24 protein-coding genes, 1 tRNA gene, 1 pseudogene and 1 riboswitch are annotated in these 26,081 nt (G+C 67.9%); of the genes and pseudogenes, 5 read left to right on the forward strand and 21 right to left on the reverse strand.

The window, feature by feature from the left end; all coding sequences use genetic code 11:
* Positions 1 to 118: 118 nt before the first annotated feature.
* Positions 119 to 1,906 carry a substrate-binding domain-containing protein gene (locus tag QM841_RS32810; RefSeq protein ID WP_283335166.1) on the forward strand — a complete coding sequence of 596 codons (1,788 nt, stop codon included), beginning with the start codon at positions 119 to 121 and terminating at the stop codon, positions 1,904 to 1,906.
* Positions 1,903 to 3,057 (forward strand): metallophosphoesterase, encoded by a 1,155-nt coding sequence (locus QM841_RS32815; RefSeq protein ID WP_280784888.1) that lies wholly within the window; start codon positions 1,903 to 1,905, stop codon positions 3,055 to 3,057. Before QM841_RS32810 ends, QM841_RS32815 begins: the two co-directional genes overlap by 4 nt.
* A 45-nt stretch (positions 3,058 to 3,102) precedes the next feature.
* On the opposite strand, the gene gcvP is transcribed toward QM841_RS32815, so the two are convergent.
* The 15 genes from gcvP to QM841_RS32890 form a co-directional block, all read right to left on the reverse strand.
* Positions 3,103 to 5,955: an aminomethyl-transferring glycine dehydrogenase gene (gene gcvP / locus QM841_RS32820; RefSeq protein ID WP_283335167.1), complete on the reverse strand. Its 2,853-nt coding sequence runs from the start codon at positions 5,953 to 5,955 to the stop codon at positions 3,103 to 3,105.
* A 174-nt stretch (positions 5,956 to 6,129) separates the two neighbouring features.
* Positions 6,130 to 6,253: riboswitch (glycine riboswitch) on the reverse strand.
* Between the two features lie 69 nt (positions 6,254 to 6,322).
* The gene (locus tag QM841_RS32825; protein ID WP_037229402.1) at positions 6,323 to 6,943 is read right to left on the reverse strand and encodes a MerR family transcriptional regulator; all 621 of its coding nucleotides are present in this window, start codon (positions 6,941 to 6,943) and stop codon (positions 6,323 to 6,325) included.
* 284 nt (positions 6,944 to 7,227) lie between these two features.
* Positions 7,228 to 7,701 carry a bifunctional nuclease family protein gene (locus tag QM841_RS32830; protein WP_105422646.1) on the reverse strand — a complete coding sequence of 158 codons (474 nt, stop codon included), beginning with the start codon at positions 7,699 to 7,701 and terminating at the stop codon, positions 7,228 to 7,230.
* 142 nt (positions 7,702 to 7,843) lie between these two features.
* Entirely contained in the window at positions 7,844 to 8,584 is a 741-nt protein-coding gene (ftsR, locus tag QM841_RS32835) for a transcriptional regulator FtsR (protein ID WP_105422644.1), read from the reverse strand.
* Positions 8,581 to 9,081 carry a glycogen accumulation regulator GarA gene (gene garA / locus QM841_RS32840; RefSeq protein WP_280784890.1) on the reverse strand — a complete coding sequence of 167 codons (501 nt, stop codon included), beginning with the start codon at positions 9,079 to 9,081 and terminating at the stop codon, positions 8,581 to 8,583. Before garA ends, ftsR begins: the two co-directional genes overlap by 4 nt.
* A 319-nt stretch (positions 9,082 to 9,400) precedes the next feature.
* A complete protein-coding gene (gene gcvH / locus QM841_RS32845) occupies positions 9,401 to 9,805 on the reverse strand; it encodes a glycine cleavage system protein GcvH (RefSeq protein ID WP_105422642.1) in 405 nt (134 codons plus the stop codon).
* 42 nt (positions 9,806 to 9,847) lie between these two features.
* Positions 9,848 to 10,594, reverse strand: a complete 747-nt coding sequence (locus QM841_RS32850) for a DUF881 domain-containing protein (RefSeq protein ID WP_283335168.1) — start codon at positions 10,592 to 10,594, stop codon at positions 9,848 to 9,850.
* A gap of 7 nt (positions 10,595 to 10,601) precedes the next feature.
* The gene (locus tag QM841_RS32855) at positions 10,602 to 10,964 is read right to left on the reverse strand and encodes a small basic family protein (protein WP_005264197.1); all 363 of its coding nucleotides are present in this window, start codon (positions 10,962 to 10,964) and stop codon (positions 10,602 to 10,604) included.
* 32 nt (positions 10,965 to 10,996) lie between these two features.
* On the reverse strand, positions 10,997 to 11,860 hold the full coding sequence (locus QM841_RS32860) for a DUF881 domain-containing protein (RefSeq protein ID WP_283335169.1): 864 nt from the start codon (positions 11,858 to 11,860) through the stop codon (positions 10,997 to 10,999).
* A complete protein-coding gene (locus QM841_RS32865) occupies positions 11,860 to 12,483 on the reverse strand; it encodes a CDP-alcohol phosphatidyltransferase family protein (protein ID WP_280784892.1) in 624 nt (207 codons plus the stop codon). The genes QM841_RS32860 and QM841_RS32865 overlap by 1 nt, the downstream gene beginning before the upstream one ends.
* A 115-nt stretch (positions 12,484 to 12,598) precedes the next feature.
* Positions 12,599 to 13,657: an SMP-30/gluconolactonase/LRE family protein gene (locus QM841_RS32870; RefSeq protein WP_283335170.1), complete on the reverse strand. Its 1,059-nt coding sequence runs from the start codon at positions 13,655 to 13,657 to the stop codon at positions 12,599 to 12,601.
* 42 nt (positions 13,658 to 13,699) lie between these two features.
* A complete protein-coding gene (locus QM841_RS32875; RefSeq protein WP_025432828.1) occupies positions 13,700 to 14,317 on the reverse strand; it encodes an NUDIX hydrolase in 618 nt (205 codons plus the stop codon).
* A gap of 72 nt (positions 14,318 to 14,389) precedes the next feature.
* On the reverse strand, positions 14,390 to 15,910 hold the full coding sequence (locus QM841_RS32880) for an AMP-binding protein (protein ID WP_283335171.1): 1,521 nt from the start codon (positions 15,908 to 15,910) through the stop codon (positions 14,390 to 14,392).
* Positions 15,911 to 15,944: 34 nt separating this feature from the next.
* Positions 15,945 to 17,066, reverse strand: coding sequence for a DUF5938 domain-containing protein (locus QM841_RS32885; protein WP_280784894.1), 1,122 nt, complete (start codon positions 17,064 to 17,066; stop codon positions 15,945 to 15,947).
* Positions 17,067 to 17,106: 40 nt separating this feature from the next.
* The gene (locus QM841_RS32890) at positions 17,107 to 17,910 is read right to left on the reverse strand and encodes an SDR family NAD(P)-dependent oxidoreductase (protein ID WP_105422626.1); all 804 of its coding nucleotides are present in this window, start codon (positions 17,908 to 17,910) and stop codon (positions 17,107 to 17,109) included.
* A 209-nt stretch (positions 17,911 to 18,119) separates the two neighbouring features.
* Between QM841_RS32890 and QM841_RS32895 the strand changes: the two genes are divergently transcribed.
* Positions 18,120 to 18,755: a TetR/AcrR family transcriptional regulator gene (locus QM841_RS32895; protein ID WP_280784895.1), complete on the forward strand. Its 636-nt coding sequence runs from the start codon at positions 18,120 to 18,122 to the stop codon at positions 18,753 to 18,755.
* A 6-nt stretch (positions 18,756 to 18,761) separates the two neighbouring features.
* On the opposite strand, the gene QM841_RS32900 is transcribed toward QM841_RS32895, so the two are convergent.
* On the reverse strand, positions 18,762 to 19,202 hold the full coding sequence (locus QM841_RS32900) for an SRPBCC family protein (protein WP_283335172.1): 441 nt from the start codon (positions 19,200 to 19,202) through the stop codon (positions 18,762 to 18,764).
* Positions 19,203 to 19,356: 154 nt separating this feature from the next.
* On the opposite strand from QM841_RS32900, the pseudogene QM841_RS32905 reads away from it, so the two are divergent.
* A pseudogene (locus QM841_RS32905) lies at positions 19,357 to 20,577 on the forward strand (MFS transporter); the annotation flags it as partial.
* A gap of 266 nt (positions 20,578 to 20,843) precedes the next feature.
* Here the strand turns inward: QM841_RS32905 and QM841_RS32910 are convergent.
* Complete coding sequence (locus tag QM841_RS32910) at positions 20,844 to 21,722, reverse strand: sigma-70 family RNA polymerase sigma factor (RefSeq protein ID WP_283335174.1); 879 nt, start codon at positions 21,720 to 21,722, stop codon at positions 20,844 to 20,846.
* Between the two features lie 183 nt (positions 21,723 to 21,905).
* On the opposite strand from QM841_RS32910, the gene QM841_RS32915 reads away from it, so the two are divergent.
* A complete protein-coding gene (locus QM841_RS32915; protein ID WP_283335190.1) occupies positions 21,906 to 22,667 on the forward strand; it encodes a L,D-transpeptidase in 762 nt (253 codons plus the stop codon).
* A 65-nt stretch (positions 22,668 to 22,732) separates the two neighbouring features.
* Here QM841_RS32915 and QM841_RS32920 read toward each other — a convergent pair.
* The 4 genes from QM841_RS32920 to QM841_RS32935 form a co-directional block, all read right to left on the reverse strand.
* Positions 22,733 to 22,809: transfer RNA gene (locus QM841_RS32920), tRNA-Pro, on the reverse strand.
* Between the two features lie 86 nt (positions 22,810 to 22,895).
* Positions 22,896 to 24,323: a ribosome biogenesis GTPase Der gene (gene der, locus QM841_RS32925; RefSeq protein WP_011594125.1), complete on the reverse strand. Its 1,428-nt coding sequence runs from the start codon at positions 24,321 to 24,323 to the stop codon at positions 22,896 to 22,898.
* A complete protein-coding gene (cmk, locus tag QM841_RS32930; RefSeq protein WP_009473592.1) occupies positions 24,320 to 25,009 on the reverse strand; it encodes a (d)CMP kinase in 690 nt (229 codons plus the stop codon). The genes der and cmk overlap by 4 nt, the downstream gene beginning before the upstream one ends.
* Positions 25,006 to 26,067 carry a pseudouridine synthase gene (locus QM841_RS32935; protein WP_280784901.1) on the reverse strand — a complete coding sequence of 354 codons (1,062 nt, stop codon included), beginning with the start codon at positions 26,065 to 26,067 and terminating at the stop codon, positions 25,006 to 25,008. Before QM841_RS32935 ends, cmk begins: the two co-directional genes overlap by 4 nt.
* Positions 26,068 to 26,081: the final 14 nt, after the last annotated feature.

The raw sequence follows: 26,081 nt of genomic DNA on the forward strand, positions 1-26,081 counted from the left end.
GAGTGGCAAAGCGTGCTCGCGCACGCTTTGCCACTCACGTGTCAGGTCGGGTTGATCCTGCGCATCACTACACTGCGAGGGTCAACGTCGAACTCGTCGGACAGGGGCTGGAAAGCACGTGGGGCAGCATCGCGGCGAATCGCGCGCCAGGGGTATCAGCAGGGGGCCTTTGATCGTGCTCGGTCTCGTCGTCGTGATCGCGGCAGGTGTCGTGGGCTGGTTCCAGTTGCGTGACCGGATCACCGATCAGGGCGTGGCTGCCGCGGGCGCCTGCGTGGAAGGCGAATCCGTGCTCGCGGTCGCGGCGGATCCCGACATCGCACCCCAGCTCCAGACTCTCGCCGACCATTTCACGGAGACCGCTCCGGTGATCCGCGATCAGTGCGTGTCGGTGACGGTCACCGCCGTCGCGTCCGACACCGTGCGCGACGCCTTGTCCGCGGGGCCGGACGGCCCGTGGGACGCAGCGGCGCTCGGGCCTCGCCCCGCTCTGTGGATTCCGTCGAGCTCGCATTCCGTCAAGCAGGTGTCGGCGACCGGCGTCATCAGCGGCGAAGCGCGTCCCGTGGCGACCAGCCCCGTCGTGCTCGCGGTCCGGACGGCGTTCGCGAACGCGCCGGGCACGCCGGCGATCGACTGGAAGGACTTGCCGTCGCTGCAGACCGGCCGCGACTCCCTCGCGACTCTCGGCCTGCCGGGCTGGGGCAGCCTGGGGATGGCGCTCCCCGTCGGCCCCGGCGCCGAGAGCACGGAGATGGCAGTCGAAGCGGTTGCAGCCGCGGTCGCGGGAAGCCCCACGGGTCCGGTGACGGAGGAGCAGGCTCGTTCTGCTCCCGTCACGTCGGCACTCACCGGTCTGGCGCTCGGCTACGAGGCGTCGTCGGGGACGAAGCCCGCGACGACGCGGGAGGCGCTCACCGCGCTGGCCGAGCAGGGCGATCCCGCCACCTCCGGCATCCACGCGGTCGCGGCCACCGAACAGCAGGTCTACCAGGCCCTGCGCGACGCACCCGGAGCCGACATCACCACATCGATGCCGAAAGGCCCGACACCCGTGGCAGATCACCCCGCGGCCGTTCTGGCCGGCCCGTCCGTCGACGAGACACAGAGCCGCGCCGCCGCGCAGTTCGCGGAGTTCGTCCGTCGACCCGAACAGGCACAGGTCCTGGCCGACGCCGGGTTCCGCGTCGAGGGACTCGCCCGGCCCGACGACACCGCGCTGGCCTTTCCCGGTTTCGAATCCACCCTCGTTCCCGCCGATGCGGCCGCTGCGGCCGAGCTGATGCAGGTGATCCGGAATCCGATCACCCCCCGCACCTCCACCGTCCTGCTCGACGTTTCCAGCTCGATGGGAGAGCGCGAGGGGACGGCGACGCGCCTGGCGAACACGACGGCAGCGCTCACAGCCCACGTCGACCGTTCTCCGGACTCGTCGAACCTCGGGCTGTGGGAGTACAGCACGACGCTCGACGGGTCGCGGCCGTACACGACCGTGGTCGCGACCGGTCCCCTCTCGGCGGGCGGTTTCACGGAGGGCACCCGCAGGCAGGCACTCGACGCCCGGCTCGCCAAGGCGACACCCGCCACCGGGTCTTCGACGTACACGTCGCTCGAAGCGGCCTACAAGAGCGCGGTGGACGGATACACGCCGGGCCGCACCAACTCGGTGCTGCTCGTCACCGACGGGGCCAACGACGACTCCGTTGCCCGCGCGGATCTGCTGTCCGCCATCGCTGCGGCCTCGAGCACGTCGAAGCCGGTGCGCATCGACGTGGTGACGATCGGCGAGAACTCCGACCTCAACACGTTGCAGGCGTTGGCCGATCGCACCGGCGGGTCGCTGGAGAAGGTCGCGTCCTCGGACGGAGCGGCACTGCCGACCGCGATCAGCAAGCTGCTGTCGTGACGAGGCTCCTGGTCTTCGCGGTCTTCCTCGCACTCGTCACATGGTGGCTCCATCGGCGACTCGTGCGGGCCACCGGGCTGGGCCGGCCCTGGTCGGTGGTCGTCGACGTGACCCTCGTGGTCCTGTGGGTTCTCGCGGTCATCGGCGTCGGCAGCGGCGAAGCCTTCGATCCGGGATGGGCGCGTCCCCCGGGATGGGTGGGCTGGGTGTGGCTCGGCGCGATGTTCTATCTGGTGCTCGGGCTTCTCCTGGTCGCGTTGGTGTCGCTGCTGACGCGGCTGTTCGGCCGCCTGCGCGGCACCGGGAACGACGAACAGGTCGATCTGTCGCGGCGGCGAAGCCTGCGCATCGCCACCGCCGTCGTGGTGGTGGGTGCCGTCGGCGCCGCCGGCTACGGGGTGTCGGAGGCCGCGCGGCCGCGGATCGTGCGGGTTCGGGTGCCGCTGAAGCGTCTGCCCGCCGAGTTCGACGGTGTGCGTGTGGCGCTCGTGTCCGACCTTCACGTCGGCCCGGCGCGGGGAGTGGATTTCACCCGGCGGGTCGTCGACCTGGTGAACGCGCAGCAGCCGGATCTCGTCGCGATCGCGGGCGATCTGGTCGACGGGACCGTCGCCAAGGTGTCGCCCGATCTGCAACCGCTCGGCGACCTCGAGGCCCCGCTCGGGGTGTTCGGTGTCAGTGGCAATCACGAGTTCTACGCCGACGACGGTGGTCGCTGGCTGGATGTGTGGGACCGGCTGGGCATCCGGACGCTGCGCAACGAGCGCGCGACGATCACCCGGGGCGGCGCCACCCTCGACGTCGCGGGCATCCACGACTATTCCTCGCCGGCCCCGTACGAACCCGACCTTCCGGCCGCGCTCGCCGGACGCGACCCGTCGACGTTCGTCGTGCTGCTCGCGCACGAACCGCGGCAGGCACTGGAAGCGTCCGACCTCGGTGTCGACCTGCAACTGTCGGGGCACACGCACGGCGGGCAGATGTGGCCGCTGCGTTATCTGGTGCCGCTGCAGCAGCCGTCGGTGACGGGACTGGACCGCATCGGGAACACCGTCCTCTACACGACCCGTGGTGTGGGCACGTGGGGTCCGCCCGTGCGGGTGGGCGCCCCACCGGAGATCACGATCCTCGAGCTGGTGCGCGAGGACTGAGCGAGCGATGCCCGCCCCGCGTGAGCGGGACGGGCATCGGCTGTGTCAGGCGTCTTCGAATGCGGAGATCGGCGGGCAGGAGCACACGAGATTGCGGTCGCCGTGTGCACCGTCGATGCGCCGCACCGCCGGCCACACCTTCGGCCGTGCCTTGCCTCGGGGGAAGACCGCCGTCTCACGGGTGTAGGGGTGGTTCCACTCCGCGACCAGGCAACCGGACGTGTGCGGGGCACCGCGCAGCGGGTTGTCGTCCACCGGCCACTCCCCCGCGCCCACGCGGTCGATCTCGGCGCGGATCGCGATCATCGCCTCGCAGAAGGCGTCGATCTCTTCGAGGTTCTCGCTCTCGGTGGGCTCCACCATCAGGGTGCCCGCCACCGGGAAGCTCATCGTCGGTGCGTGGAAACCGTAGTCGGCGAGGCGCTTTGCGACGTCGTCCACGGTCACACCGGTGTCCTTGGTGATCGGCCGGAGGTCGAGGATGCACTCGTGTGCCACCATTCCGCCCTCGCCGGTGTAGAGGACCGGGAAGTACTCGTCCAGGCGGCGCGCGATGTAGTTGGCCGAGGCGATGGCGGTCAGGCTTGCGCGGCGCAGCCCGACGGCGCCCATCATCCGGATGTACGCCCACGTGATCGGGAGGATCGACGCACTGCCGTAGGGGGCCGCGGAGATCGGTCCGGCTGTGCCGAGTTCCGGTGCGAGCGGATGTCCGGGCAGGAACGGCGTGAGGTGGGACCGCACACCGATCGGACCGACGCCGGGGCCACCGCCACCGTGCGGGATGCAGAACGTCTTGTGCAGGTTGAGGTGGCTCACGTCGCCGCCGAACCGGCCGGGACGGGCCAGGCCGACCAGGGCGTTGAGGTTGGCGCCGTCGACGTACACCTGGCCGCCGGCGTCGTGGACGGCGGCGCAGATGTCGGCGATCTCGTGCTCGTACACACCGTGTGTGGACGGGTAGGTGATCATGATCGCCGCGAGGCGCTCGGCATGGTCGGCGATCTTCGCCCGCAGGTCGTCCAGATCCACGTCACCGTTCGGGCGGCAGGCGACGACCTCGACGCGCATCCCGGCCATGACCGCGGATGCGGCGTTGGTGCCGTGGGCGCTCGACGGGATGAGGCAGGTGTCGCGGTGGTCGTCTCCGCGGCTGAGGTGGTAGTTACGGATCGCGAGCAGCCCCGCGTACTCGCCCTGGCTACCGGCATTCGGCTGCAGGCTGACCGCGTCGTAGCCGGTGACGGCCACGAGCCAGTTCTCGAGGTCCTTGATGATGCGGAGGATTCCCGGTGTGTCCCCGGTCGGCGCGAACGGGTGCAGTCCGGCGAACGCGGGCCAGGTGATCGCTTCCATCTCGGCGGTGGCATTGAGCTTCATCGTGCACGAACCGAGGGGGATCATGCTGCGGTCGAGTGCGATGTCCTTGTCGGACAACGCCCGCAGGTAGCGCAGCATCGCCGTCTCGGTGCGATACCGGGTGAAGGCCTCGTGCTGCAAGTAGTCGGATCCGCGGAGCTGCGCGTCGGGGACGGACGTGCCCGCTTCCTCGGTCACGGCGCCTTCGCCGCCGAACGCCGCCAGCACCTGGGCGACGTCGTCGGCGGTGGTGGCCTCGTCACAGGCGATGGCGACGTGATCCGCGTCGACGAACCGCAGGTTGATGCCGGCGTCCTTCGCCTTCGCCACCACGTCCGCGGCTCGGCCGGCGACTCGAACGAGGATCGTGTCGAAGAAGTGCTCGTGTACGACGACGGCCCCGGTCCTGCGGAGCGCGGCGGCCAGGGAGTGCGCCGTGTTCGCCACGCGCAGGGCGATCGCCTTCAGTCCCTCGGCGCCGTGGTAGCTGGCGTACATGGCCGCCAGAATCGCCAGCAGCACCTGGGCGGTGCAGATGTTCGACGTCGCCTTCTCGCGGCGAATGTGCTGCTCGCGGGTCTGCAGCGCCAGCCGGTACGCCTTGTCACCGTCGGCGTCGACGGAGACGCCCACCAGACGGCCGGGGAGCTGACGTGCATGCTTGGTGTGCACGGCGAGGTAACCGGCGTGCGGGCCACCGAAGCCCATGGGGACACCGAACCGCTGGGTGGTGCCGAAGCAGGCGTCGGCCCCGATCTCGCCGGGTGGGGTGAGGAGCGTGAGTGCCAGCAGATCCGCCCCGACCGCGACCAGTGCGCCGCGCTCGTGGGCGGCGGCGATCACGTCGGTGTAGTCGACGATGCGGCCGGACCCGCCAGGCATCTGCGCGAGGACGCCGAAGAAGTCACCGTCCGGAAGGCCGGCGGACAGGTCGGCCACCACGATCTCGATGCCGAGCGGCTCGGCCCGGGTTTCGACGACGGCCAGCGTCTGCGGGAACAGGTCGGCGTCGACGACGAACCGCGGGGACTTGCTCTTGCTCGCCCGGCGCAGCAGCGTCATCGCCTCGGCGGCGGCGGTGGCTTCGTCGAGCATCGACGAGTTGGCGACCTCCATGCCGGTCAGGTCGGCGACCATCGTCTGGAAGTTGAGGAGCGCTTCGAGGCGGCCCTGGCTGATCTCGGGCTGGTACGGCGTGTAGGCCGTGTACCAGGCCGGGTTCTCGATGATGTTCCGGATCAGTACCGGCGGGGTGAGGGTGTCGTAGTAGCCGAGACCGATCATGGACGTCGCCACGGTGTTCTGCGCGGCGAGTGCGGACAGTTCGGCGAGCGCTTCGTGCTCGGACACCGGTGCAGGCAGCGCGTCGAGGCCGTCGGCGATGCCGCCCGTCACCCCGTCCAGGATGACGGCGGGGACGGCCTTCGACGCGAGGTCGTCGAGCGAATCGGCTCCGACCAGTTCGAGAATGTGCGCGAGTTCCGCAGCGTTCGGGCCGACATGACGATCGGCGAATGTACGGCTTCCAGCGTCGATCACGACAACTCCCAAGCAGTTCGGAGGATCAGGACACGCCCCGCGTAGCGGAACGTCCCTCCCCCTCTGTCGCCTGCTCGAATCGAGCGCCTGAGAGATTCGGTACCGTCATTCGGGTGTGAAGACGGCCCTTTCCCCGTGGGCGGGTGGGTGCTCCCACCGCTTTCCAGAGACGTCGGAGCCCGCACGGTCCTGTCTGCCTGAGAGATTGACGGGGAGGTGTTGCTCCTTCGGCGCCCGAACTCCCGCACACACGATGTTTCTGTGCTTGCGGTGCCCGGAACTCTCCCGCACGGCGTCGACGCACCGCCAGTCTATGTCACGGCTGCAGATGGCGGCGCAGGCAGCGCCGCGCTCCGATGGATGCGGGCTAGCCCGTCTTGCGGCTCGCGCGGTTCTTGCGTCGCGACGCCAGTTCGTCCTCGGGGCTCTGTTCGCTCTCGCCGCCATCGGCGCGCTCGGCCGGGAAATCGGCGATGGTGCCGGTCAGTTCGCGCATCGCACCGCTCACCGCGATACCGAAGACACCCTGCCCGCCCTGGAGCAGATCGACGACCTCTTCGGGGGACGTGCACTCGTAGACCGTGGTCCCGTCCGAGAAAAGTGTGATCTTGGCCAAGTCCCGCACTCCGCGCTTACGGAGGTGGTCGACGGCCACTCGGATGTTCTGCAAGGATATTCCGGTGTCGAGCAGACGCTTGACAATCTTGAGGACGAGGATGTCTTTGAACGAGTACAGCCGTTGGCTGCCCGAACCTGCTGCGCCACGAATGGACGGCACGACGAGCGACGTGCGAGCCCAGTAATCGAGCTGGCGGTAGGTGATTCCCGCGATCTGGCAGGCGATGGGGACGCGGTATCCGACGAGGTCGTCGGGCACGGAATCGTCCGGGAAGAGGCCCGGTTGGATCTCCTCGGAGCTGAATTCGGACTCGGCAACGTTGTCGCCGGGCGCAAGATTCAGCGCATTCTCCTGCGGCCGATCTCCCACTGACTACTCCCTCTCGCATGTTGCACTGAACCCGACGATCAGTGCGCCTGTGACGCGCGTCGCCAGTGCCCGCGGCACAGCCACAGCACATCGAGCGGCGCAAGCGCCACCAGTGACATCGAGCAAGTCCGTACCCTGAACCTACTCAGCGTACGCCCGATACAATCTGCAGGGCAGAAAATCACTGCACTGAACGCTATGACTCCGAAGAGACGGGGTCAACGCAACGCGCCGGAGGAACCTCAACCGTTACTCCGCGCCCGAGGCTTTTCCGACGGCGCAAACTAGCCGTCGGTTGCCTTGAAATCGTCCGGCGACACGGACTCGAGGAATTCCTTGAACTTCTCGACCTCGTCCTCGCGCTCGTCGGGCATAACCAGACCGGCCTCCGTGAGTACGGCTTCCTCGGCGAAGATCGGCACCCCGATTCGCAGTGCGATGGCGATGGAGTCGGACGGGCGGGCCGAGACGCGGGTGTTCTGGTCGAACACGAGGTCGGCATAGAACGTGCCCTCGCGCAGGTCCACGATGCGAACTTCCTTCAGGGTGCGACCGAAGGCTTCGATCAGGTTCTTGATGAGATCGTGGGTCAGCGGACGCGCAGGCTCGACGCCCTGCTGTTCGAGTGCGATCGCGGTGGCCTCGGTCTGGCCGATCCAGATGGGCAGGTACCGCTCGCCGTCGGTTTCACGCAACAGCAGAACAGGTTGACTTTGGGGTTGCTCGACACGAACTCCGATCACGTGCATTTCGCTCATCGCGTCTGCCTCCACCCTGCAATGGTCCGTCCGCGGCACACAATGCCGTACCAGGATTCTATTCGATTCGTGTCTGCTCTTCGACCGTACAGCCGTTCGAGCGCAGCGTCGTTGGGAAGTGGGGACGGTCGGCGAGTTCACCTCACCGATCGAGCGCACCCCGGACTGCCGACTTCACCAGGCAGGTGTGCAACGTCAGAGACAGGGCGGCCAGTTCGCGCACCATCTCCTCGGCGCGATCACGGGCGCCGGCGTCGCGGCCCTTGGCGACAGGCCCGGCGATCTGCGCGACCAGCCCGGCCTCGCGGTCGGCCGCCAGCTTGAACGCCCTCAGGTGCCGCACCTCGAGTCCGAACTCGGACATCGCCCTCGCGGTGCGCGCCAGTGTCACCGCGTCCTCGTCGAAGAATCCCGCCGGCCCGGGAACGACCAGGCCTCCGCGGGTCAGTTCGCCGAGGAACTTCTCGTCGATCCCTGCCCGGGCGATCAGATCGTCGCGGCTGATCCGCACCTCGCGGTCGGTGAGGAACTCCTCCGGGGACACCTCGCCCGGGGCCACCGTGAGCGCGCGCGGCCGGCGCGGCGAAGAATCGCCTGCGCCGACCGTGGCCACACCTCTGTCGATGGCCTCGAGCTGCTCCTTGATGACCTTCAGCGGCAGATACTGATCGCGCTGCGCAGTGAGGACGTAGCGCAGTCGTTCACAGTCGGCGATCGAGAATCGCCGATACCCCGAGGGAGTGCGCTGGGGGCTGATGAGACCCTCGGCTTCGAGGAATCGGATCTTCGAGATCGTCACATCAGGAAAATCGGGGCGGAGTCGATCCAGCACGGAGCCGATCGACATCCCCGATTGCGCCTGCTGCTGCCGCACCGCGGTCATTGGCTACCCGCACCAGCTGACGTCTCACCGATCTGCGAGCCACCGGCAGCGGTCCGGGGTCCGGTCAGGAAGACCAGTCGGAACTTGCCGATCTGGACCTCGTCACCGTTCGCCAGGACAGCCGAGTCGACCGGCTCCCGGTTGACGTAGGTGCCGTTGAGGCTGCCGACGTCGACCACCTGGAACTCGTCGTCCTCCTGACGGAACTCCGCATGACGACGGCTGACGGTCACGTCGTCGAGGAAGATGTCGCTGTCGGGATGCCGTCCCGCGGACGTCGTCGGCTGGTCGAGCAGGAAGCGCGACCCTGCGTTCGGTCCACGCTTGACGACGAGCAGAGCAGAGCCTGCGGGCAGTCCCTCCACACCCGACACCGGAGCTTCCGGAGCCTGGGTTGCCGAGGAGTTGTCGAGCTCATTGAGAAAGTCCGCGCGGAAGACCGACGTGGTTTCCGCCGGCGTCTCCCCATAGACCGCGTCGTTGCCGTTCTCGCTCACCGTTTCTCCTCCTAGTTCGATCATCCAGCAAGATTCGCTGGACTACGCAATGCCACTCGGTACTACATAATTCGGTTCCCGTGCACATTAACTTCTGTGCAAACTCCCACGATCACATTCAAACTACGGACCTGCGCCCCGACACGGCACATGCGTTCAACATCGACCGTACCCTGCGCACGCCGGTGCGTGTAGTGAGACAGGCCGCCAGCACATTACGAACCGGTATTCCGACAGCGGATTTTTCCGGCAACCCGGTTTCCGGGCTGTCGGCACCTTCCGAAACCATCCGATTACCGCCTCGCGTGTTCTCGGGAAATTATCCTGCCGTGATCTCTGCATAGCCGGCGGCGTCCAGCATTTCGGCCAGTGCCGCGTCGAGGGTCGCCTCGTCGTCGACACCGAGGTCCACCAGCCACCCCTGCCCGTAGGGCGCGGAGTTCACGAGTTCCGGGTTGCCGTCCAGATCGGCATTGGCGGCAACGACTTTCGCCGTCAGCGGGGCGAAGATGTCGGAGACGCTCTTGGTGGATTCCACCTCGCCGAACGATTCGCCCGCCGTCACGGCCTCGTCGACCGCCGGAAGCTGGACGAACACGACGTCGCCGAGCTGGGACTGCGCGAAATCGGTGATGCCGACGCGTACCGTCGTGGGCCCCGTCCGCTCGACCCACTCGTGTTCGGCGGTGTACCGACGATCGGCGGGGATTTCGAGCTCACTCACAGTGGCTTCCTTTCGATGGCAATCCGCGGGCGGATGCGAAGATCAATTTCCGGGCTGAGCGTATTGGCGAGGTTTCGCCTCCCGCAAGGCGGCGATCGTGACCTGCTGCGATTGTTCGATCGTCAGCTGTCCGCCGCTGCGCGCGACCGTGTCGACCACCCCGCCGGGAATGTTCAGGGCCGCCGCCAGAGTCGGCGGATCACCGATGGCGACCACGCCGTAGGGGGCGTTCACCTTCCGGCCGTCCACCGACACGCCGCCGGCCGAACCGGACACCCAGGAGTCGACGCCGATCCGGATGGGCGGGCTGTCCGCACCCTGGATCTGGACGGCTTCGGCACCGGCGGCACGCAATTCCTGCACGAGGTCGAGCAGGACCTCGGAGCCGACTCCCTTGTTGGGGTCGGTGATGCGCATCGTCACCCCGGGACCGGTGGCCGGTGCGCTGCCGACCTGGATCGACAGCGCCGTCAACCGGGCCTGCGCCTCGTCGAGCGCCGCTCCGGAACTGCCGCTCTGTTGCAACGTTGCCAAGGTCTGTTCCAGCGATGCGATCTCCTGCCGCAGGGCCGCCTCCCGCTGGTTCAGCGTGTCCAGGACGACCAGGAGATCGGCCGGGCTCGCCGAGTCGAGGGTGTCACCGGACCCGGTGTTCTTCACCTGCGTGACGATCGCGATTCCCAGCCCACCGAGCAGGAGCGCGGCCAGCAGCGCGAAGACGACGTGCGATCGCTGCGACGTCGCCGGTTCGTTCCCGTGCAGTTCGTGTCTGCCCTCGTGTCCGCTCACGCCGCGATCACGCCCCGAACAGACGTCGCCGGAGCGCGGCCGCGTTGCCGAAGATGCGGATGCCCAGCACGACGACGATCGCGGTGGACAGCTGGGTTCCGACACCGAGTTGGTCACCGAGCCACACGATCAGGGCGGCCACCAGGACGTTGAACACGAACGAGACGACGAACACCTTCGAGTCGAAGATCTCGTCGAGGTACGCGCGCAGTCCGCCGAACACCGCGTCGAGCGCGGCGACGACGGCGATGGGCAGGTAGGGCTGCACGGCGTCGGGCACTTGCGGGCTGAACACCACGCCCAGCACGATGCCCACGATCAGGGCGAGCACCCCGTAGATCGCGGATCCGCCCTTCAGTGCTGCCTTCATTCGTGTGACTCCTCCATTCGACTCCGCCGTTGTCATCGTGTTCCCACTTCCCGGGCTGCCCGCACTTCCCGCGCCGGGGCGGCGGGCAAGTGGAGATCGTCGGCCTCCGCCACCGCGAAGCCGATGCCGTACAGCTGCGCCACGCTGGACATCCGCAGATAGGCGTCGCTCACCACGAATCCGGTCTGCATCGGTCCCTGCGGGCCGATCGCGGAGACCACGTACGGCGAGAACACCGGCTGGTTGTCCACGAGCATCGCGCCACCCGCCTGGCGGATCGTCACCGACGGGCCGATCCGCACGTCGCCGACCGCGATGGCCTCGGCGCCGCTCGCCCACAGCGAATTGACGACCGACTGGAGGTCGCGGTCGAGCACCACGGCCTTCCCCCCGACACTGCGCTGGGACGAGTCGGAGAGGTTGGGCTTGGCTGCGGGGTCCGTCAACGTCACGGTCAGGCCGGGACCGTGCACGGCCTCGACTCCGGCATCCCCCTCGAGGCCGCGAAGCTCGTCGAGCAGTGCCGCGCCTCGGGCGTCGCCGGCCAGCGCGGTGGCGCGCGCGTCGTCGGTCTGTGTCGACAGCGTGTCCCGGGTGGCGGCGAGGGCGCCCGCCCGATCCTCTGCGTCCTGCACCTTGCTCAGGAGTTCGGACCGCACCTGCTCGGTGCCGGGGATGCGTTCGGTGGCCTGGCGGTAGGCGACCGACAGCACGAGCCCGACGAGCAGCGCGCCGATCGCGATCCACACCTGCTGACCGACCCGTGTCTGCCGTGAATGTCCCTGTTCACGATCCTCGGCCGCACCCTCGTACCCGGGGTCCAGATGATCGTTCATCAGGGACTGCAGCAGGGACGGCACCGGATTCCTGCGGATTCCGGAATCTGTCCGTTTCATCACTGGACCTCGTGTTCGTCGCCGCCCGGTCCTCGCACGGGAACGGTGCGCGCGACGGTCAGCGCGTTCACGGTGTAGAGCAGCCCGGTCCACACGTAGAGCACCGTGCCCCAGATCAGGAGCGCCGCGCCGAGCGGCTGCGCCACGGTCGCGATGCTCCAGTCACCGTGCGCCGCGAGGGTCATCGGCAGCGCGAACATCAGCAGGAAGGTGGCACCCTTGCCGAGGTACATCACGTCGGGGGGTGGCAGCCCGCGCCGTCGGTAGATGATCAGCGTCAGCGCGAGAACGGCGTCGCGGCCGATCAGGATCGCCGCGACCCACCACGGGATGAACCCGCGCAGGACGAACGTCACCAGCGTCGTGACGACGTAGAGGCGATCGACGAAGGGGTCGAGCAGCGCACCCAGCTTCGACGACTGGTCGAGGATCCGCGCCAGCTTGCCGTCGAGCCAGTCGGTGAAGCCGCTGATCATGAGGATCGCGAGTGCCCACCCGTCGGAGTGGGTGACGAGCAGCAGGTACACGAACAGCGGCACGCCGAGGAGTCGAACCACGCTCAGGAGGTTCGGGACGGTCACGATCCGGTCCGACCGCACAGTGTCCCGGTCCACCGAATTCACCAAAATCTCCCCAGCGTCGAGTGCGGACCTGTTTTCGGGCGCTCGTCGCACCGCTCTCGCCACTCTTCCACAACCGGGATGGTGTTCAGTCGATCGTCCCGTCCGTCCGGCCGTGTCACTCGCCCCGCGCAACGTCCGGTCGCGGTGGGGCCGGGACGCGCGCGACGGCGTCCGCGGTCAGACTTCCCAGGTACAGCCACCCGTCGTGCTCCCGCACACCTGTGACGGGGGAATAGCTGCCCTTGCCTCCGCGCAGGCTGTGCACGATCTCGCCGCGGTGATCGAGGGCGATCACCCAGCCGGCGTGCTCCGGATTCGGCTGCACGGCCTCCGGCAGATTCGCCGCGACGATGCGCAGCGTGGGATAGGGCGCGAGCAGGTCGAGCAAGCGCATCCGCGGGCTGTAGAGCGCCACCCAGAACAGGCCGTCCCGTGTCTGGGACGTCATGTTGTCCGGTATGCCGGGCAGATTCGCGGCCCACACCGACGCCGCACCCTGCGACGGGCCGGTCAGGTCGACGCGGGAGATCTGGTACGAGCCGGTCTCGGCGACGAGGACGAACGATTCGTCCGAGGCCAGTCCCACACCGTTGGCGAACTGCAGTCCCTCGGCGAGGAGGTCGGTCTCCCCCGTCCGCGGGTCCAGACGCAGCAGACGGCCGGTCCCGCGGTGCTCGAGAAGGTCGTAGCGGTGGTCGGCGATCGTGAAGTGCGCCGAGGAGTCGGTGAAGTACACGATGCCGTCCCGGCCGACCGCCGAGTTGTTGCACGCCACGAGTGGGCGCCCGGCCGCGGCGTCGGCGAGCACGTCGACGCGTCCCTTGTCGTCGACCCGCAGCACACCGCGCTCGGCGTCGCAGATCAGGAACCTGCCGTCGTCGAGGACCTCGACCCCGAGGGGGCGCCCGTGGGTGTTCGCGAGTTCGGTGGCGTGTCCGTGGCTGTCGAACCGCCAGATCCGGCCGTCGTTGCCTCCGGTGACCACCCGGCCGTCGTGATCGACGGCGACGTCCTCCGGGCCTTCTCCGGCGGGGAGCGTCCAGCGGTGCGCGTCGTCGAGCACCCTGTTGGGAGCGAGCACTCCCGTGAGCGTCGGCGGCGGCGGGGCGTGCCAGACGACGGGGTCGACACCGGTGCGGTCGAGCTTGCGGGCGAGAGACTCGAAGAGGGTCACGAACTGTGAGATTAGTCGTGTCCGCCGGTCGATATGGTCTCGCTAACGCCAGGCGAACACCGGCTGGTCGAATCCGTCGATGCGCGTGTGTCTCCCGTGCAGCGCGACCTCCCGGAACTGGTACACGACCGCGCCGGTGGGGGCATGCACGAGGTGACGGCGGAACGGCCATTGGATCACCGGTTTCGACGATTCGGGGATCTCGACGAACCGCGGCTCCGCGTCGATCTCGGGAACGCCCACGGAGAACACTTCCGCCACTTCCTCGCGGTTGGGGACGAGCGACGTGATCGGCTGGTCCGACCACACGACGAACGGGGTGATGACGTACCCGGAGCGGGTGACGTAGTCGTCGAGCCTGCCGAGCACCGCGGACGGCTCCACGTCGAGGCCGAGTTCCTCGTGCAGCTCGCGCCGGGCGGCGTCCTCGCCGGTCTCCCCCGGATCCACTCCGCCGCCGGGCAACGCGAACTGCCCCGGATGCGCACGCATCTTGCTCGGGCGCATGGTCAGCGGAACGGCCTGACCGTCGGCGCCATCGTTCATCACGGCGATCACGACCGCCGCGGACCGCCGATTCGTCGGGTCCACGATCCGTGGTTCGAACCGTGCCAGCGCGTCGGCGAGCCGTTCCCTGCTCAGTGCGTGCCCATTCACCATCACCCGACAGTATCGCCAGTCGCGGCGAAACCCACGCTCCGATCCCCCGCGTTTCGAACCCCGCGCCGGCCGTCAGCCGAGCAATTGCTGCCGGATCTCGTTCTTGAGCACCTTCCCCAGTGTGGAACGAGGCAGATCGGGCCAGACCAGGATTTCCTTCGGGGTCTTCACGCTGCCGATGCGCGCTTTCACGAACGCCGTGAGTGCGTCGGCCTCGATCGGTGTTCCGGCTCGGGACTGGACGACGGCGACGACACGTTCACCCCATTTCTCGTCGGGGAGCCCGATCACCCCGCAGTCCTGGATTCCGGGGTACGCCATGAGCGCCTGTTCCACCTCGACGGAATAGACGTTGAATCCGCCGGTGATGATCATGTCCTTGGACCGGTCGACGATGTACAGAAAGTTGTCGTCGTCGAGGTACCCGATGTCGCCCGTGTGATGCCAGCCGTGCGCCGACGCCTCCTGCGTCGCAACAAGATTCTTGTAGTACCCCGTCATGACGAGCGAGCTGCGCACGACCACTTCGCCTCGCTCACCGGCAGGCAGCAGGGCCCCCTGCCCGTCCATGATGGCGACGGTGACCAGCGGGGAGGGCCTGCCTGCGGAGCTCAGCCGGGCTGTCGCGACCGAGCCGTCGGCGTGGAAATGGTCTTTCGGCGCCATCGTCGCGATCATCATCGGCGCCTCGCTCTGCCCGAACAGCTGGGCCATCACGGGCCCGATCCGGGTCAGCGCTTCTTCGAGCCGGGTCGGCGAGATCGGTGCCGCGCCATACCAGAAGCATTGCAGCGAACTCAGGTCCGTCGCCTCCAGGTCGGCGTGGTCCAGCAGCATGTAGATCAGGGTCGGCGGAAGGAAGGTGTGGGTGACGCGGTCCCGGTCGATGTGCGCGAGGAACTGCCCCAGGTCGGGCGTGGGCATGATGACCACCTGTCCACCGAGGGCGAGAATTGGAAAACACAGGACACCGGCCGCGTGCGTCAAAGGCGCGAGGGCGAGGTAGACCGGTCTGCCGTCGAACGGGTAGCTCATCAGGGTCAGCGCAGACATTGTCTCGATGTTCCGGCCGGTGAGCATCACCCCCTTCGGCCTCCCCGTCGTCCCGCCGGTGCCGACGATCAGTGCGAGATCGTCGACCGGCTCGACGTCGAGACGTTCGGTACCCAGCCAGTCGTCGAACGGGTGGGCGTACTCCTCGTCGCCGTCGAGACACACGAGCGTCGTCAGCAGCGGCAACTGCCGACGGATCCGATCGACCAAGGGCGCGAACGCCTTCTGGAAGATCAAGCAGCGACAGTCGAAGAGGGCGAGCAGGTCCCGATTCTCCGCCGCCTCGTTCCGCGGGTTGATCGGGCACCACACCGCCCCCGCCCGGCTGATCCCGAAGACGCACGAGAACGCGGTCGGATCGTTGCCGGACAGGACGGCCACCTTGTCACCGGCGGCGATCCCCGACCGGGCCAGCGCGGCCGCGACGCGCCGGCTCAGGTCCTGTACATCGGCGTACGACAGCGTCCGGTCACCCATCGTCAGGCACGGCGACGACGGACCGAGCGAGGCACCCTTGTCGAGGTAGTCGGTCAAACGCATGGTGCGGTTCTCCTCGAGGTCGCGGCCGGGACGATCAGCTCTGCACGGTGAGAACCGGCTCCATCACGAGGCCGAAGCTCCGCAGGACTCCCAGGAGTTCGCGATGCCCGAACGCCTGGCACGCCGACGCGAGACCCGTCCGCTTCGGAGGCTGCTGCAACAGGGAGTACGCGGCGTACGCCTGCAGGAGACCCGTCTGCTTGTAGTTGCAGTTGCCGTGGATGACACAGTGCGCCCGCCCCAGCGGCCCCGACGCGTACACGGAGTCGAGCGACGTGTTGACCCGTGGGTTCTCCCGCGGCGGCATTCCCGCCTGCACGGAGCCGGCGATCTCCGCGAGCGCCGCGTCCTGCTCGTCCGCGGGAAGGGTCTTGATCTGCTCCTCGACCATCTTCTGCGTCGCGACGACACCCTCCATCACGGAACGGTCGAACACGCCGCCTGCCGCCTTCACGTTCGCCACCCGTGGATCGTCCTTGAACCACACGGGATGGCAGGTGCCGCCCCACGGCAGCGCGAGGGCCATCTGGTGCTGCCCCGGCACCACGACCTCGAACGTGGTACCTGGGTCCCACTTCGCGTACCGGTTCTGTTCCAGGTAGTACCAGTCGGCTTTGAGGATCGTGAAGATCGTCTGCGTGGACGCATAGGTGGGAAAGCCCTTCCACAACACCAGGATGTCGAGGGTGTCCAATCCCGGCGTCTCCAGCGCGATGTTCGCGGCGATCTCACCGGTGGTGTACATCTGCGCGACACCGGGTGACAGCAGCAGACCCTTCTCCGCGAACTTGTCGCCGAACTTCGCCTGCACGTCCAGAACCCAGTCCTGCTCACCGGTCGTGTCGGTGTAGTGACAGCCCGCGGCGAGAGCCGCCTCGACGACGACGGCACCGTGCTTGATGAACGGGCCGACCATGTTGCTGACAACCCTTGCACCACTGAACAATTCCGTCAGGGCCGGGACGGTGTGCTCGACCTCGACCACCTCGTGGTCGACGGTGTCCAGGCCGGGAATCCGGTCGAGCACTTCCTGGATCCGCTTCTTGTCCCGGCCCGCGGCGACGAACGGAATGTTGAACTCGCGCAGGTATTCACACACGAGGCGCCCGGTGTATCCGGAGACTCCGTAGACGATGACGGGCTTCTTGTCGGTCATGAGATGCCTTTCGGTATGTGAGAAAAGTTCGGGAGATCGGTTACATGCCCATGCCACCGTCGACCGGCAGGCCGATTCCGGTGACGAAGCGAGCGGCGTCGGAGGCCAGGAAGACGACGGTGTCGGCGATGTCCGCGACCTCGCCGAGACGCCCGAGAGGCGTCAGGCCGATCACGTCGGCGACCGCGGCGTCGGCGCTGGGCCACAGTCCGAGCCGCTCCATGTCGGCGGCCAGCCCGAGTCCCATCTCCGTGGCGACCAGCCCGGGGTACACGCAGTTCACGCGGACGCCGTACCCGAGTTTGCCTGCCTCCTGGGCCGCGACCCGGGTCAGCCGGTCGACGGCCGACTTGGTGGCGGAGTAGCCGGCGATGCCCGGGAACGGGATGGTCGCGGCGACCGAGGAGACGTTGACGATCGCCCCGCCCGATCCCGCTGCGCCTCCGGGGCGCATCGCGCGCAGACCGTGCTTCAGACCGAGCGCGACACCGAGAATGTTGACCTCGCACATCCGGCGGATGTCGGCGGGATCGATGTCGACCACGAGTGACGAGATCTCGATGCCCGCGTTGTTGACGAGGAGGTCGAGTCCGCCGAGTTGCTCCACGGTGGCAGCGACGGCGCGCTCCCAGTTGCCGTCGTCGGTGACGTCGAGTTTCACGAATCCGGTGTCGACGCCGGACTTCGCGACGGAATCGGCAGTCGCGCGCCCTTCCTCCTCGAGGACGTCGCCGATCACGACCGCCGCACCGGCGTCGGCGAGGGCGGCAGCCATACCGGCGCCCAACCCCTTCGCACCACCGGTGACCAGCGCTTTCCGTCCTGCAAGATCACTGACGCTCATTCCGACCTGCCTTCGTACGGGACGATTCGCGGAAACCACGTCACGAGATCGAGTCCGCGATGTGGTGTGGATCACAGAGTATTCGACTTTGGACGACTGTCAAGAATTCTCTTGACGACTGTCAAGTTTTTGTTACACAGTCGTCAAGGAACGCGGGCTAGACTGATGCTCACCGTGCTGGACCGTGCGAGCCGAACAGGAAGAATGCCGTGACACCCGTCGCCGAGAAGAACGCCGATCGGGTCTCGCGCCGCCAGGTCGACAAGTTCGCCGAGCGCCGGGATCAGCTCGCCGAGGCCGCGTTGCAGACCCTCTCTGAACTCGGCTACGCCCGCACCAGTCTCCGGGAGATCGCCCAGAACTCCGAGTTCTCCCACGGCGTCCTGCACTACTACTTCAGCGACAAGGTCGATCTGATCACGCACTGCGTGCGGCACTACAAGGCCCGGTGCGTCACGCGATACGACGGGGTGGTCGCCACGGCGCAGACTCCCGAGGAGTTGAAGGCGGGATTCGGCCGGGTGCTGGTGGCTTCGCTCCGCGACGAGGCCACCATGCATCGCCTCTGGTACGACCTCCGCTCGCAGTCGCTGTTCGAGGAATCGTTCCGCGCAGACGTCGCCGCGATCGACAAGAGCCTCGAAAACATGATCTGGCGCATCGTGTCCCGGTACGCGGAGTTGGCGGGGCGCACGATCACCGTCGCCCCGGCCACCATGTATGCGGTCTTCGACGGACTGTTCCAGCAGAGCCTCGCGAAGTATCTGTCGGGGGACGACACGGCGGCGGACAGCCTCGCGGACAACGTCGATCAGGTACTGGCGCTCGTCATTCCGGCACGGTAGGGCCGGTCACTTCTCGGCTGCGGCCTTGATTCGCTGCGCGAAATCGGGTGCGTCCTTCCGGGCCGCCCGAAGCGCGAGAGGTGCGATCAGCTTTCCGATTCCGTGGCCCTCCAGCACGTTGAAGATCGTCACCTTGGTGCCTGCCCCCGAGGGTTCGAGGTCGTAACCACCCTCTTTCGCGGTGACGGTATTCTTCGAACGCTCCGCCCAGCGAATCTTCTGTGGCGCCTCGAATTCGGTGATCTCGAACTCCCGCTTCGTGGTCATCCCGGCGTCCTTGACGGTGCTGACGAAGAGGGTGCCGACACCGGGCGGACCGTCCGTCTTCTTCACGATCTCCTGCACCCGGGGACTGAAGTCCCGGTCGTTGACCCCGGCGGCGAGGTACTCGAACACTTCCTCGATGGGGCGATCGATCACAACAGTGCCTTCGAACCGTCCAGCCATGCCAGCCTCCCGTTTCCGTGACCTGCCGGGTTCCGACGTTACTCGCGACGTAGCCGCGGCGCGGTCACATCGCCACCGGGCCGACGGTCATAGAAGTGACGGCGCGCAACGCGGCGTCTCCCCGCAAGGACCCTGCGCACAGGAAGACTTCGACATGGACATCTCGGTCAGCGACACCTCCCGGGTCGGGCGATCGACCCCGGCACGCCCGTTTCTCTCCACCGCCCGCGGCACACTCACGCTGACGCTGTTGTGCGCCGTGGCATTTCTCGACTTCGTCGACGCATCCATCGTCAACATCGCCCTGCCCGACATGCGCAGCGACCTGGACATCTCGGTTCAGGAACTGCAATGGGTCCCGAGCGCCTACCTCCTCACCTACGGCGGTTTCATGCTGCTCGGCGGCCGCCTGGCCGACCTGCTCGGTCGCCGTCGCGTGCTCGTCACCGGCACCGTCGTGATCGGGCTATCATCGCTGATCGGCGGTTTCGCCGGAAGCGCGGAGGTCCTGATCGGCGCACGACTCGCGCAGGGTGTCGGTGCGGCACTGATGCTTCCGGCCGCGCTGTCGATTCTGACGACGACATTCGAGGAGGGCCCCGAACGGCACACCGCACTCGGCGTCTGGGCCGGGGTGGGCGGTCTCGCTTCCGCCGTCGGTGTCTTTCTCGGCGGCGTGCTCACCGAGGGACCGGGCTGGCGATGGGTGCTGTTCGTCAACCCTGTCGCGTGCGCGCTCGTGCTTCCGGCGGTCTTCGCGCTCATTCCCGGCGACCGGCGCCGCGCCCGGTTCGCGAACTTCGACGTCGCCGGCAGTGTGCTCGGCACCGGCGGGATGCTGTTGCTCGTCTACGCCCTGGTGGAGGCACCCGACCAGGGATGGGGCAGCGCTCGCACGATCGCCGGGTTCGCCGGTGCGTTCGTGCTGATCGTGGCGTTCGTGATCAACGAGCAGCGCAGCCCGCACCCCCTGCTGCCGCTGTCGATCTTCCGCGTCAGGGGCCTTGCCGCCGCGAATGTCACAGGACTGATCGCCTTTGCGGGTCTCATCGCGATGTTCTTCTTCCTCACCCTCTACATGCAGAACGTTCTCGGCTACTCCCCCATCCAGACCGGTGCGGCCTACCTCCCGCTCTGCCTGGGGGTCGGGGTCGCCGCCGGGGTGTGCTCCCAGTTGCTGACCCGGACCGGAACCCGTCCCGTCGTCGTCGTGGGAGCGCTGGTGGCCTCGGCCGGCCTGTACCTGCTGTCCCGGATCCCCGTCGACGGCTCCTATCTCAGCGATCTGCTGCCCGGACTGATGATCGTGTCGTTCGGTCTCGGCGCCGTCTTCGTCGGCGTCACGACCGCGGCCAACGCCGGTGTGCCTGCCGGCGAGGCAGGGCTCGCGGCAGCGTTGCTGAACGCCTCCCAGCAGGTCGGCAGCGCACTCGGTCTCGCGATCTTCGCCGCGATCGCCACCTCGCATTCCCAGCATCTGCTCGAGGCGAATTCGCCTGTGCCCGAGGCACTCACCCTCGGCTTCCAGCGAGCACTGCTGACCGGCAGCATCTTCCTCGTCGCCGCAGCCGTGATCGGCCTGCGCACCGGCAACGCACACGGAGACGGCGAGCACCGCACGAACTGACCCCGGCGGGCTCGTCAGTCGAGGTTCTCGACGACGAGCCCGGCGAGGCGCTCACGGTCGGCGAGGATGTCGATCTCGACGATCTTCCCGCGCCGGATCGTGACGCCCATGACCGACAGCAACTGCCCGTCGGAGATCGCGACCACTCCGGCGGCACCGTTGACGAGCGCCGGATGCGCGAACCGAGCCAACCGGGCGAACCCCAGGACCCGGCCCGCGACGGTCTCCGAGCCGCGCACCATCGTGGAGGCGCCTGCAGGCAATGCTCCGGTATCGGCGCGGAGCACGACATCCGGGTCGAGCACCGCCACGAGCGCGTCGAAGTCGCCGCTCCTCGCGGCCGCCAGGAACGCGTCGACGACCGCACGCTGACGGACCGGATCGGTGTCGGGAACCGGGGCTCCCTGCAGACGCCGGCGTGCGCGACTGGCCAGTTGCCGGGCGGCCGCGGGGGTTCGCTCCACGATCGGGGCGATGTCCTCGAAGGGCACCGCGAACATGTCGTGCAGCACGAACGCCAGTCGCTCCGCGGGGGCGAGCGTGCCGAGAACGACGAGCAGTGCAAGACCCACGGAATCGGCCAGCACCGCCTCGTGTTCGGGGTCGCCGCCGTCCGCGCGGGTCACGATCGGGTCGGGCACCGCCGCGTCCAGGGGATCTTCCCGCCGTGTCCTGCGTGACTGCAGCATGTTCAGGCACACCCGCGCCACCACCGTGGTCAGCCAGCCGCCCAGGTTCTCGACGGTGTCGGCGTCGGTGCGGCTCAGTCGCAGCCAGGATTCCTGCACGGCGTCCTCGGCTTCGCCGATCGAGCCGAGCATCCGGTAGGCCACTGCACGCAGGTGCGTGCGATGGGACTCGAACTGCTGCGCCAGCACGTCGTTCTCGTTCATCGGTCACATCCCCTCGGTCTCGGTCCGTCAACTGTGTGACCGGCGAAACGCGGCCGATGTGACGACGGCGCGTCGTCCGTGTCCCTCTGATGCGCGCAATGCATCCAGTTTCCCTGGTTCCGCTGTCCGATATCGCCGTGGTTAACTGAAATGACGCTCACAGTCTCTGAAGGGCTGGACGGCATGTGGAAAGCGCAGCAGGTCGGACGTCTGTTTCTCGTCTCGGTACTCGCGGCACTGGCCGTGTGCGGGGTGAGCGCCACCGCGTCGGCGCACGCCCCGGCAGTCACCGGGAAGGTCGTCGCGCCGACACTCTCCCCCGCGAGCGGGCAGGTCGTCGGCATCGCGCATCCTGTCGTCGTCCGGTTCACGTCACCAGTGCCCGATCGCGTGCTCGCCGAGCGTGGTGTCCGGATCACCCCGTCGACAGCGGTGCCCGGGCAGTTCTCCTGGATCGACGACCGCACCGTGCAGTGGACGCCGGCACACTTCTGGCCGGCCCACACCCGGGTGACCGTCGAGACCGCGGGCGCGAGGTCGCAGTTCCAGGTGGGTGACGCACTCGTCGCCGTCGCGAACACGACGACCCACCAGTTCACGGTCAGCATCAACGATCAGGTCGTGCAGACCATGCCGGCGTCCATGGGCAAACCCGGATACGAGACACCGCTCGGGACGTTCCCCGTCATCGAACAATTCCGCGACATGATCATGGATTCGTCGACGTACGGCGTCCCGATCGATGACGAGGAGGGCTACCGCCTCTACGTCGAGTACGCCACCCGCATCACGTGGGGTGGGATCTTCGTGCACGCCGCACCGTGGTCGGTGAACTCTCAGGGCTTCGAGAACGTCAGCCACGGCTGCATCAATCTCAGCACCGAGAACGCCCGGTGGTTCTACGACAACGCGAAGATCGGCGACCCGGTCATCGTCACCGATTGAGTAGCGGGCCGGAGACACAGAAAAGGCGGCTTCCCGTCTCCGGGAAACCGCCTTTTCTGATCATCTGGTCGGGCTGACAGGATTTGAACCTGCGACCACTTGACCCCCAGTCAAGTGCGCTACCAAGCTGCGCCACAGCCCGTCCACACCCTCGTTCAGGTGCTCGATGAGATTACATCAGGGGCAGTCCGTAACGCTAATCGCCTGGTCAGAGCGCATTCTGTCGGATCAACGGTTTCGCCGCTCACGCTTTTCCCGCACCCGCACCGAGATGCGGACGGGGCTGCCGTCGAAATTGAACTCCTCGCGCAAACGCCGCTCCAGGAACCGGCGGTAGCCCGCCTCGAGGAACCCGGTCGTGAACAGCACGAACGTCGGCGGGCGTGTTCCGGCCTGCGTGGCGAACATCACGCGAGGCAGCCGGCCACCACGCATCGGCGGCGGAGTGGCGGCAATGACTTCCTTGAGCCAGGTGTTGAGCCGGCCCGTGGGAATGCGCTTGTCCCAGGACTCCAGTGCGGTGTCCAGGGCGGGGACGAGCTTCTGCACCGCGCGCCCCGTCTGCGCCGAGATGTTGACGCGCTGCGCCCACGGCACCCGCACCAGGTCCCGGTCGACCTCTCGGTCGAGCTGGAGGCGCCGGTCCTCGTCGACGAGATCCCACTTGTTGAACGCGATGACGAGGGCCCGGCCGGCGTCCGCCACCATGCTCAGCACGCGCAGGTCCTGCTCCGAGATCGGCTCGGATGCGTCGATCAGCAGAATCGCGACCTCGGCGGCCTCGATGGCGCTCTTCGTCCGCAGCGACGCGTAGAACTCGGCGCCGCTGGCGTGGCTGACCCGCTTGCGCAGACCGGCGGTGTCGACGAAACGCCACGGCCTGCCGCCGAGCTCCACGATCGAGTCGACCGGATCGACGGTGGTGCCCGCGACGTTGTGGACCACCGAACGCTCGTCGCCCGACAGCTTGTTCAGCAGGCTCGACTTTCCGACGTTCGGCTTCCCGACCAGAGCCACGCGTCGCGGCCCGCCGCCGGGGATGCCTTCACGCGGGGTCTCCGGGAGCGCGGCGAGCACCTCGTCGAGGAGATCGCCGGTGCCGCGGCCGTGGGTCGCGCTCACCGAGTGCGGCTGTCCGAGACCGAGCGACCACAGTGCGGCCACCTCGGATTCGGTGCGGCCGTCGTCCACCTTGTTGGCAACCAGCAGAACCGGGGTCTTGGACCGGCGCAGCACCTTGGCCACGGCCTCGTCCGTTGCGGTGGCGCCGACCACGGCGTCCACGACGAGGAGGATCGCGTCCGCGGTCTGCATCGCCAGTTCCGCCTGCCGGGCCACCGACTGCTGCAGACCCTTGGCGTCGGGTTCCCAGCCGCCGGTGTCCTGCACCATGAAGCGGCGGCCACTCCAGTTCGCCTCGTAGGAGACGCGGTCCCGGGTGACACCGGGAATGTCCTCGACCACGGCTTCGCGTCGGCCGATGATCCGGTTGACGAGCGTCGACTTGCCGACGTTCGGGCGCCCGACCACTGCGAGGGTGGGAACCGGGACGTGGGACTCTCCGTCGCCGCCGTCTTCGAGGTCGAGGACCTCCCAGTCGGATTCCTCACTCCAGGTGCCGTCGCCTGCGAACTCGGTGGTGAATTGTTCGGTCACTGCCCTGCTCCAGTTCTTTCGCTTACCACCAGCAGCAACCTGCCGATCACGTCGTCGATTCCGAGTTCGCTGGTGTCGACAAGCACGGAATCGTCGGCCGGCCGCAGTGGCGACACGGCGCGCGTGGAGTCGAGGTGGTCACGACGCTGCACGTCGGCCAGCACGGCCGCGTAGTCGTCGCCTCGCCCCTCCGCGAGATTCTGCGCATTCCTGCGCTGTGCCCGGGCTTCCGCCGAGGCGGTGAGGTAGATCTTCACGTCGGCGTCCGGGATCACGACGGTGCCGATGTCCCGGCCCTCGACGACGATCCGTTCTGCCTCGCCCGCGAGACGACGCTGCGCCGCGACGAGCAGTTCACGCACGGCCGGTACGGCGGAGACAGCCGAGACGGCCTTGGTCACCGCGTCGCCGCGGATCTCCTCCCCCACGTCCTCCCCGTCGAGCAGGACCTGCTCACCCGCCGGGTCGGTGCCGATCGACCACGGCAGACCGGCGGTCGCGTCGGCGATCGCGGCGGGATCGGTGAGGTCCACGCCCTTGCGCAGCGCATGCAGCGTCGCGATGCGGTACATGGCGCCGGTGTCGAGGTAGCGGGCGTCGAGGCGCTGCGCCAGCATCCGCGAGACGCTCGACTTCCCGGTTCCAGAGGGGCCGTCCATCGCGACGACCAGCTTCGAGGTACTCACAGGCCCACCGCCCCGTAGAGACCGCCGACCTCGCCTCGACCGAGTACGCGGAGTGTGCCGGGACGCTGGTCGCCGAGAGCGACCGCGCCGATGTCCGTCCGGACGAGCCGGATGACGGGGTGTCCCACGGCGTCGAACAGGCGCCGCACGATGTGCTTGCGGCCTTCGTGCAGGGTGACGCGGACGAGCGACTTGCCCTCGTTGATGTCGAGGAGCGTGAACGTGTCGACCTTCGCCGGACCGTCGTCGAGCTCGACACCCTCCTTGAGCTTCTTTCCGACGCCGCGTTCGAGGGCACCCGACACGGTCGCCAGGTACGTCTTCGATACCTCGAAGGACGGGTGCATGAGCCGATGCGCCAGGTCACCGTCGTTGGTGAGCAGCAGCAGCCCCTCGGTGTCCGCGTCCAGGCGACCGACGTGGAACAACCGCTGACCTGCGGCGACCCGCTCGGAGACGATGTCGCCGACGCACGGGCGACCCAGGTCGTCCGACATCGTCGACTGCCAGCCGCGGGGCTTGTTCAGCGCGAGGTGGACAAGGTCCTTCTGCACGACGACCCGGACGCCGTCCACGCGCACCACCGCGTTCTCGGGGTCGATGCGCAGGCCCTGCTCGATGACGATGCGGCCGTCGACCTCGACGCGACCCTGCGAGATCAGTTCCTCGGCTGCACGGCGCGACGCGACGCCGGCCTGGGCGAGGACCTTCTGCAGTCGCATGCCGTCGCCCTGCGGCGGGCCCGCGGGCCGATCGGCGGCGTCGGCGTACTGGTGCCGGGCCGGCTTGGCATTGCTGATCTTGGGCGCGTGGGCCTGGGCGCGCTGCGGCTTGGCCGACTTGGGCTTGCCGCGTTTGTTCTTCGCGGCCGCGGCGTCGGGCCTGCCCGACTTCCCCTTGACGGCGTCCGACCTGGACGGACGCCGATCGGTCTCGGAGCGGCTCGGTCGCCCTCCGGCTTCCGACCTGTCCGAGCGACCCCCGGCCTCCGACCTGGTGGGGCGCTGCTTCTTGTTGTTGCGATCCGGTGTGCCATCTCGGCGAGCGGGTTTCTTCACTTTTGTACTATCCC

The organism is Rhodococcus sp. IEGM 1307, assembly GCF_030056915.1.
Lineage (GTDB): Bacteria > Actinomycetota > Actinomycetes > Mycobacteriales > Mycobacteriaceae > Rhodococcus_F > Rhodococcus_F opacus_D.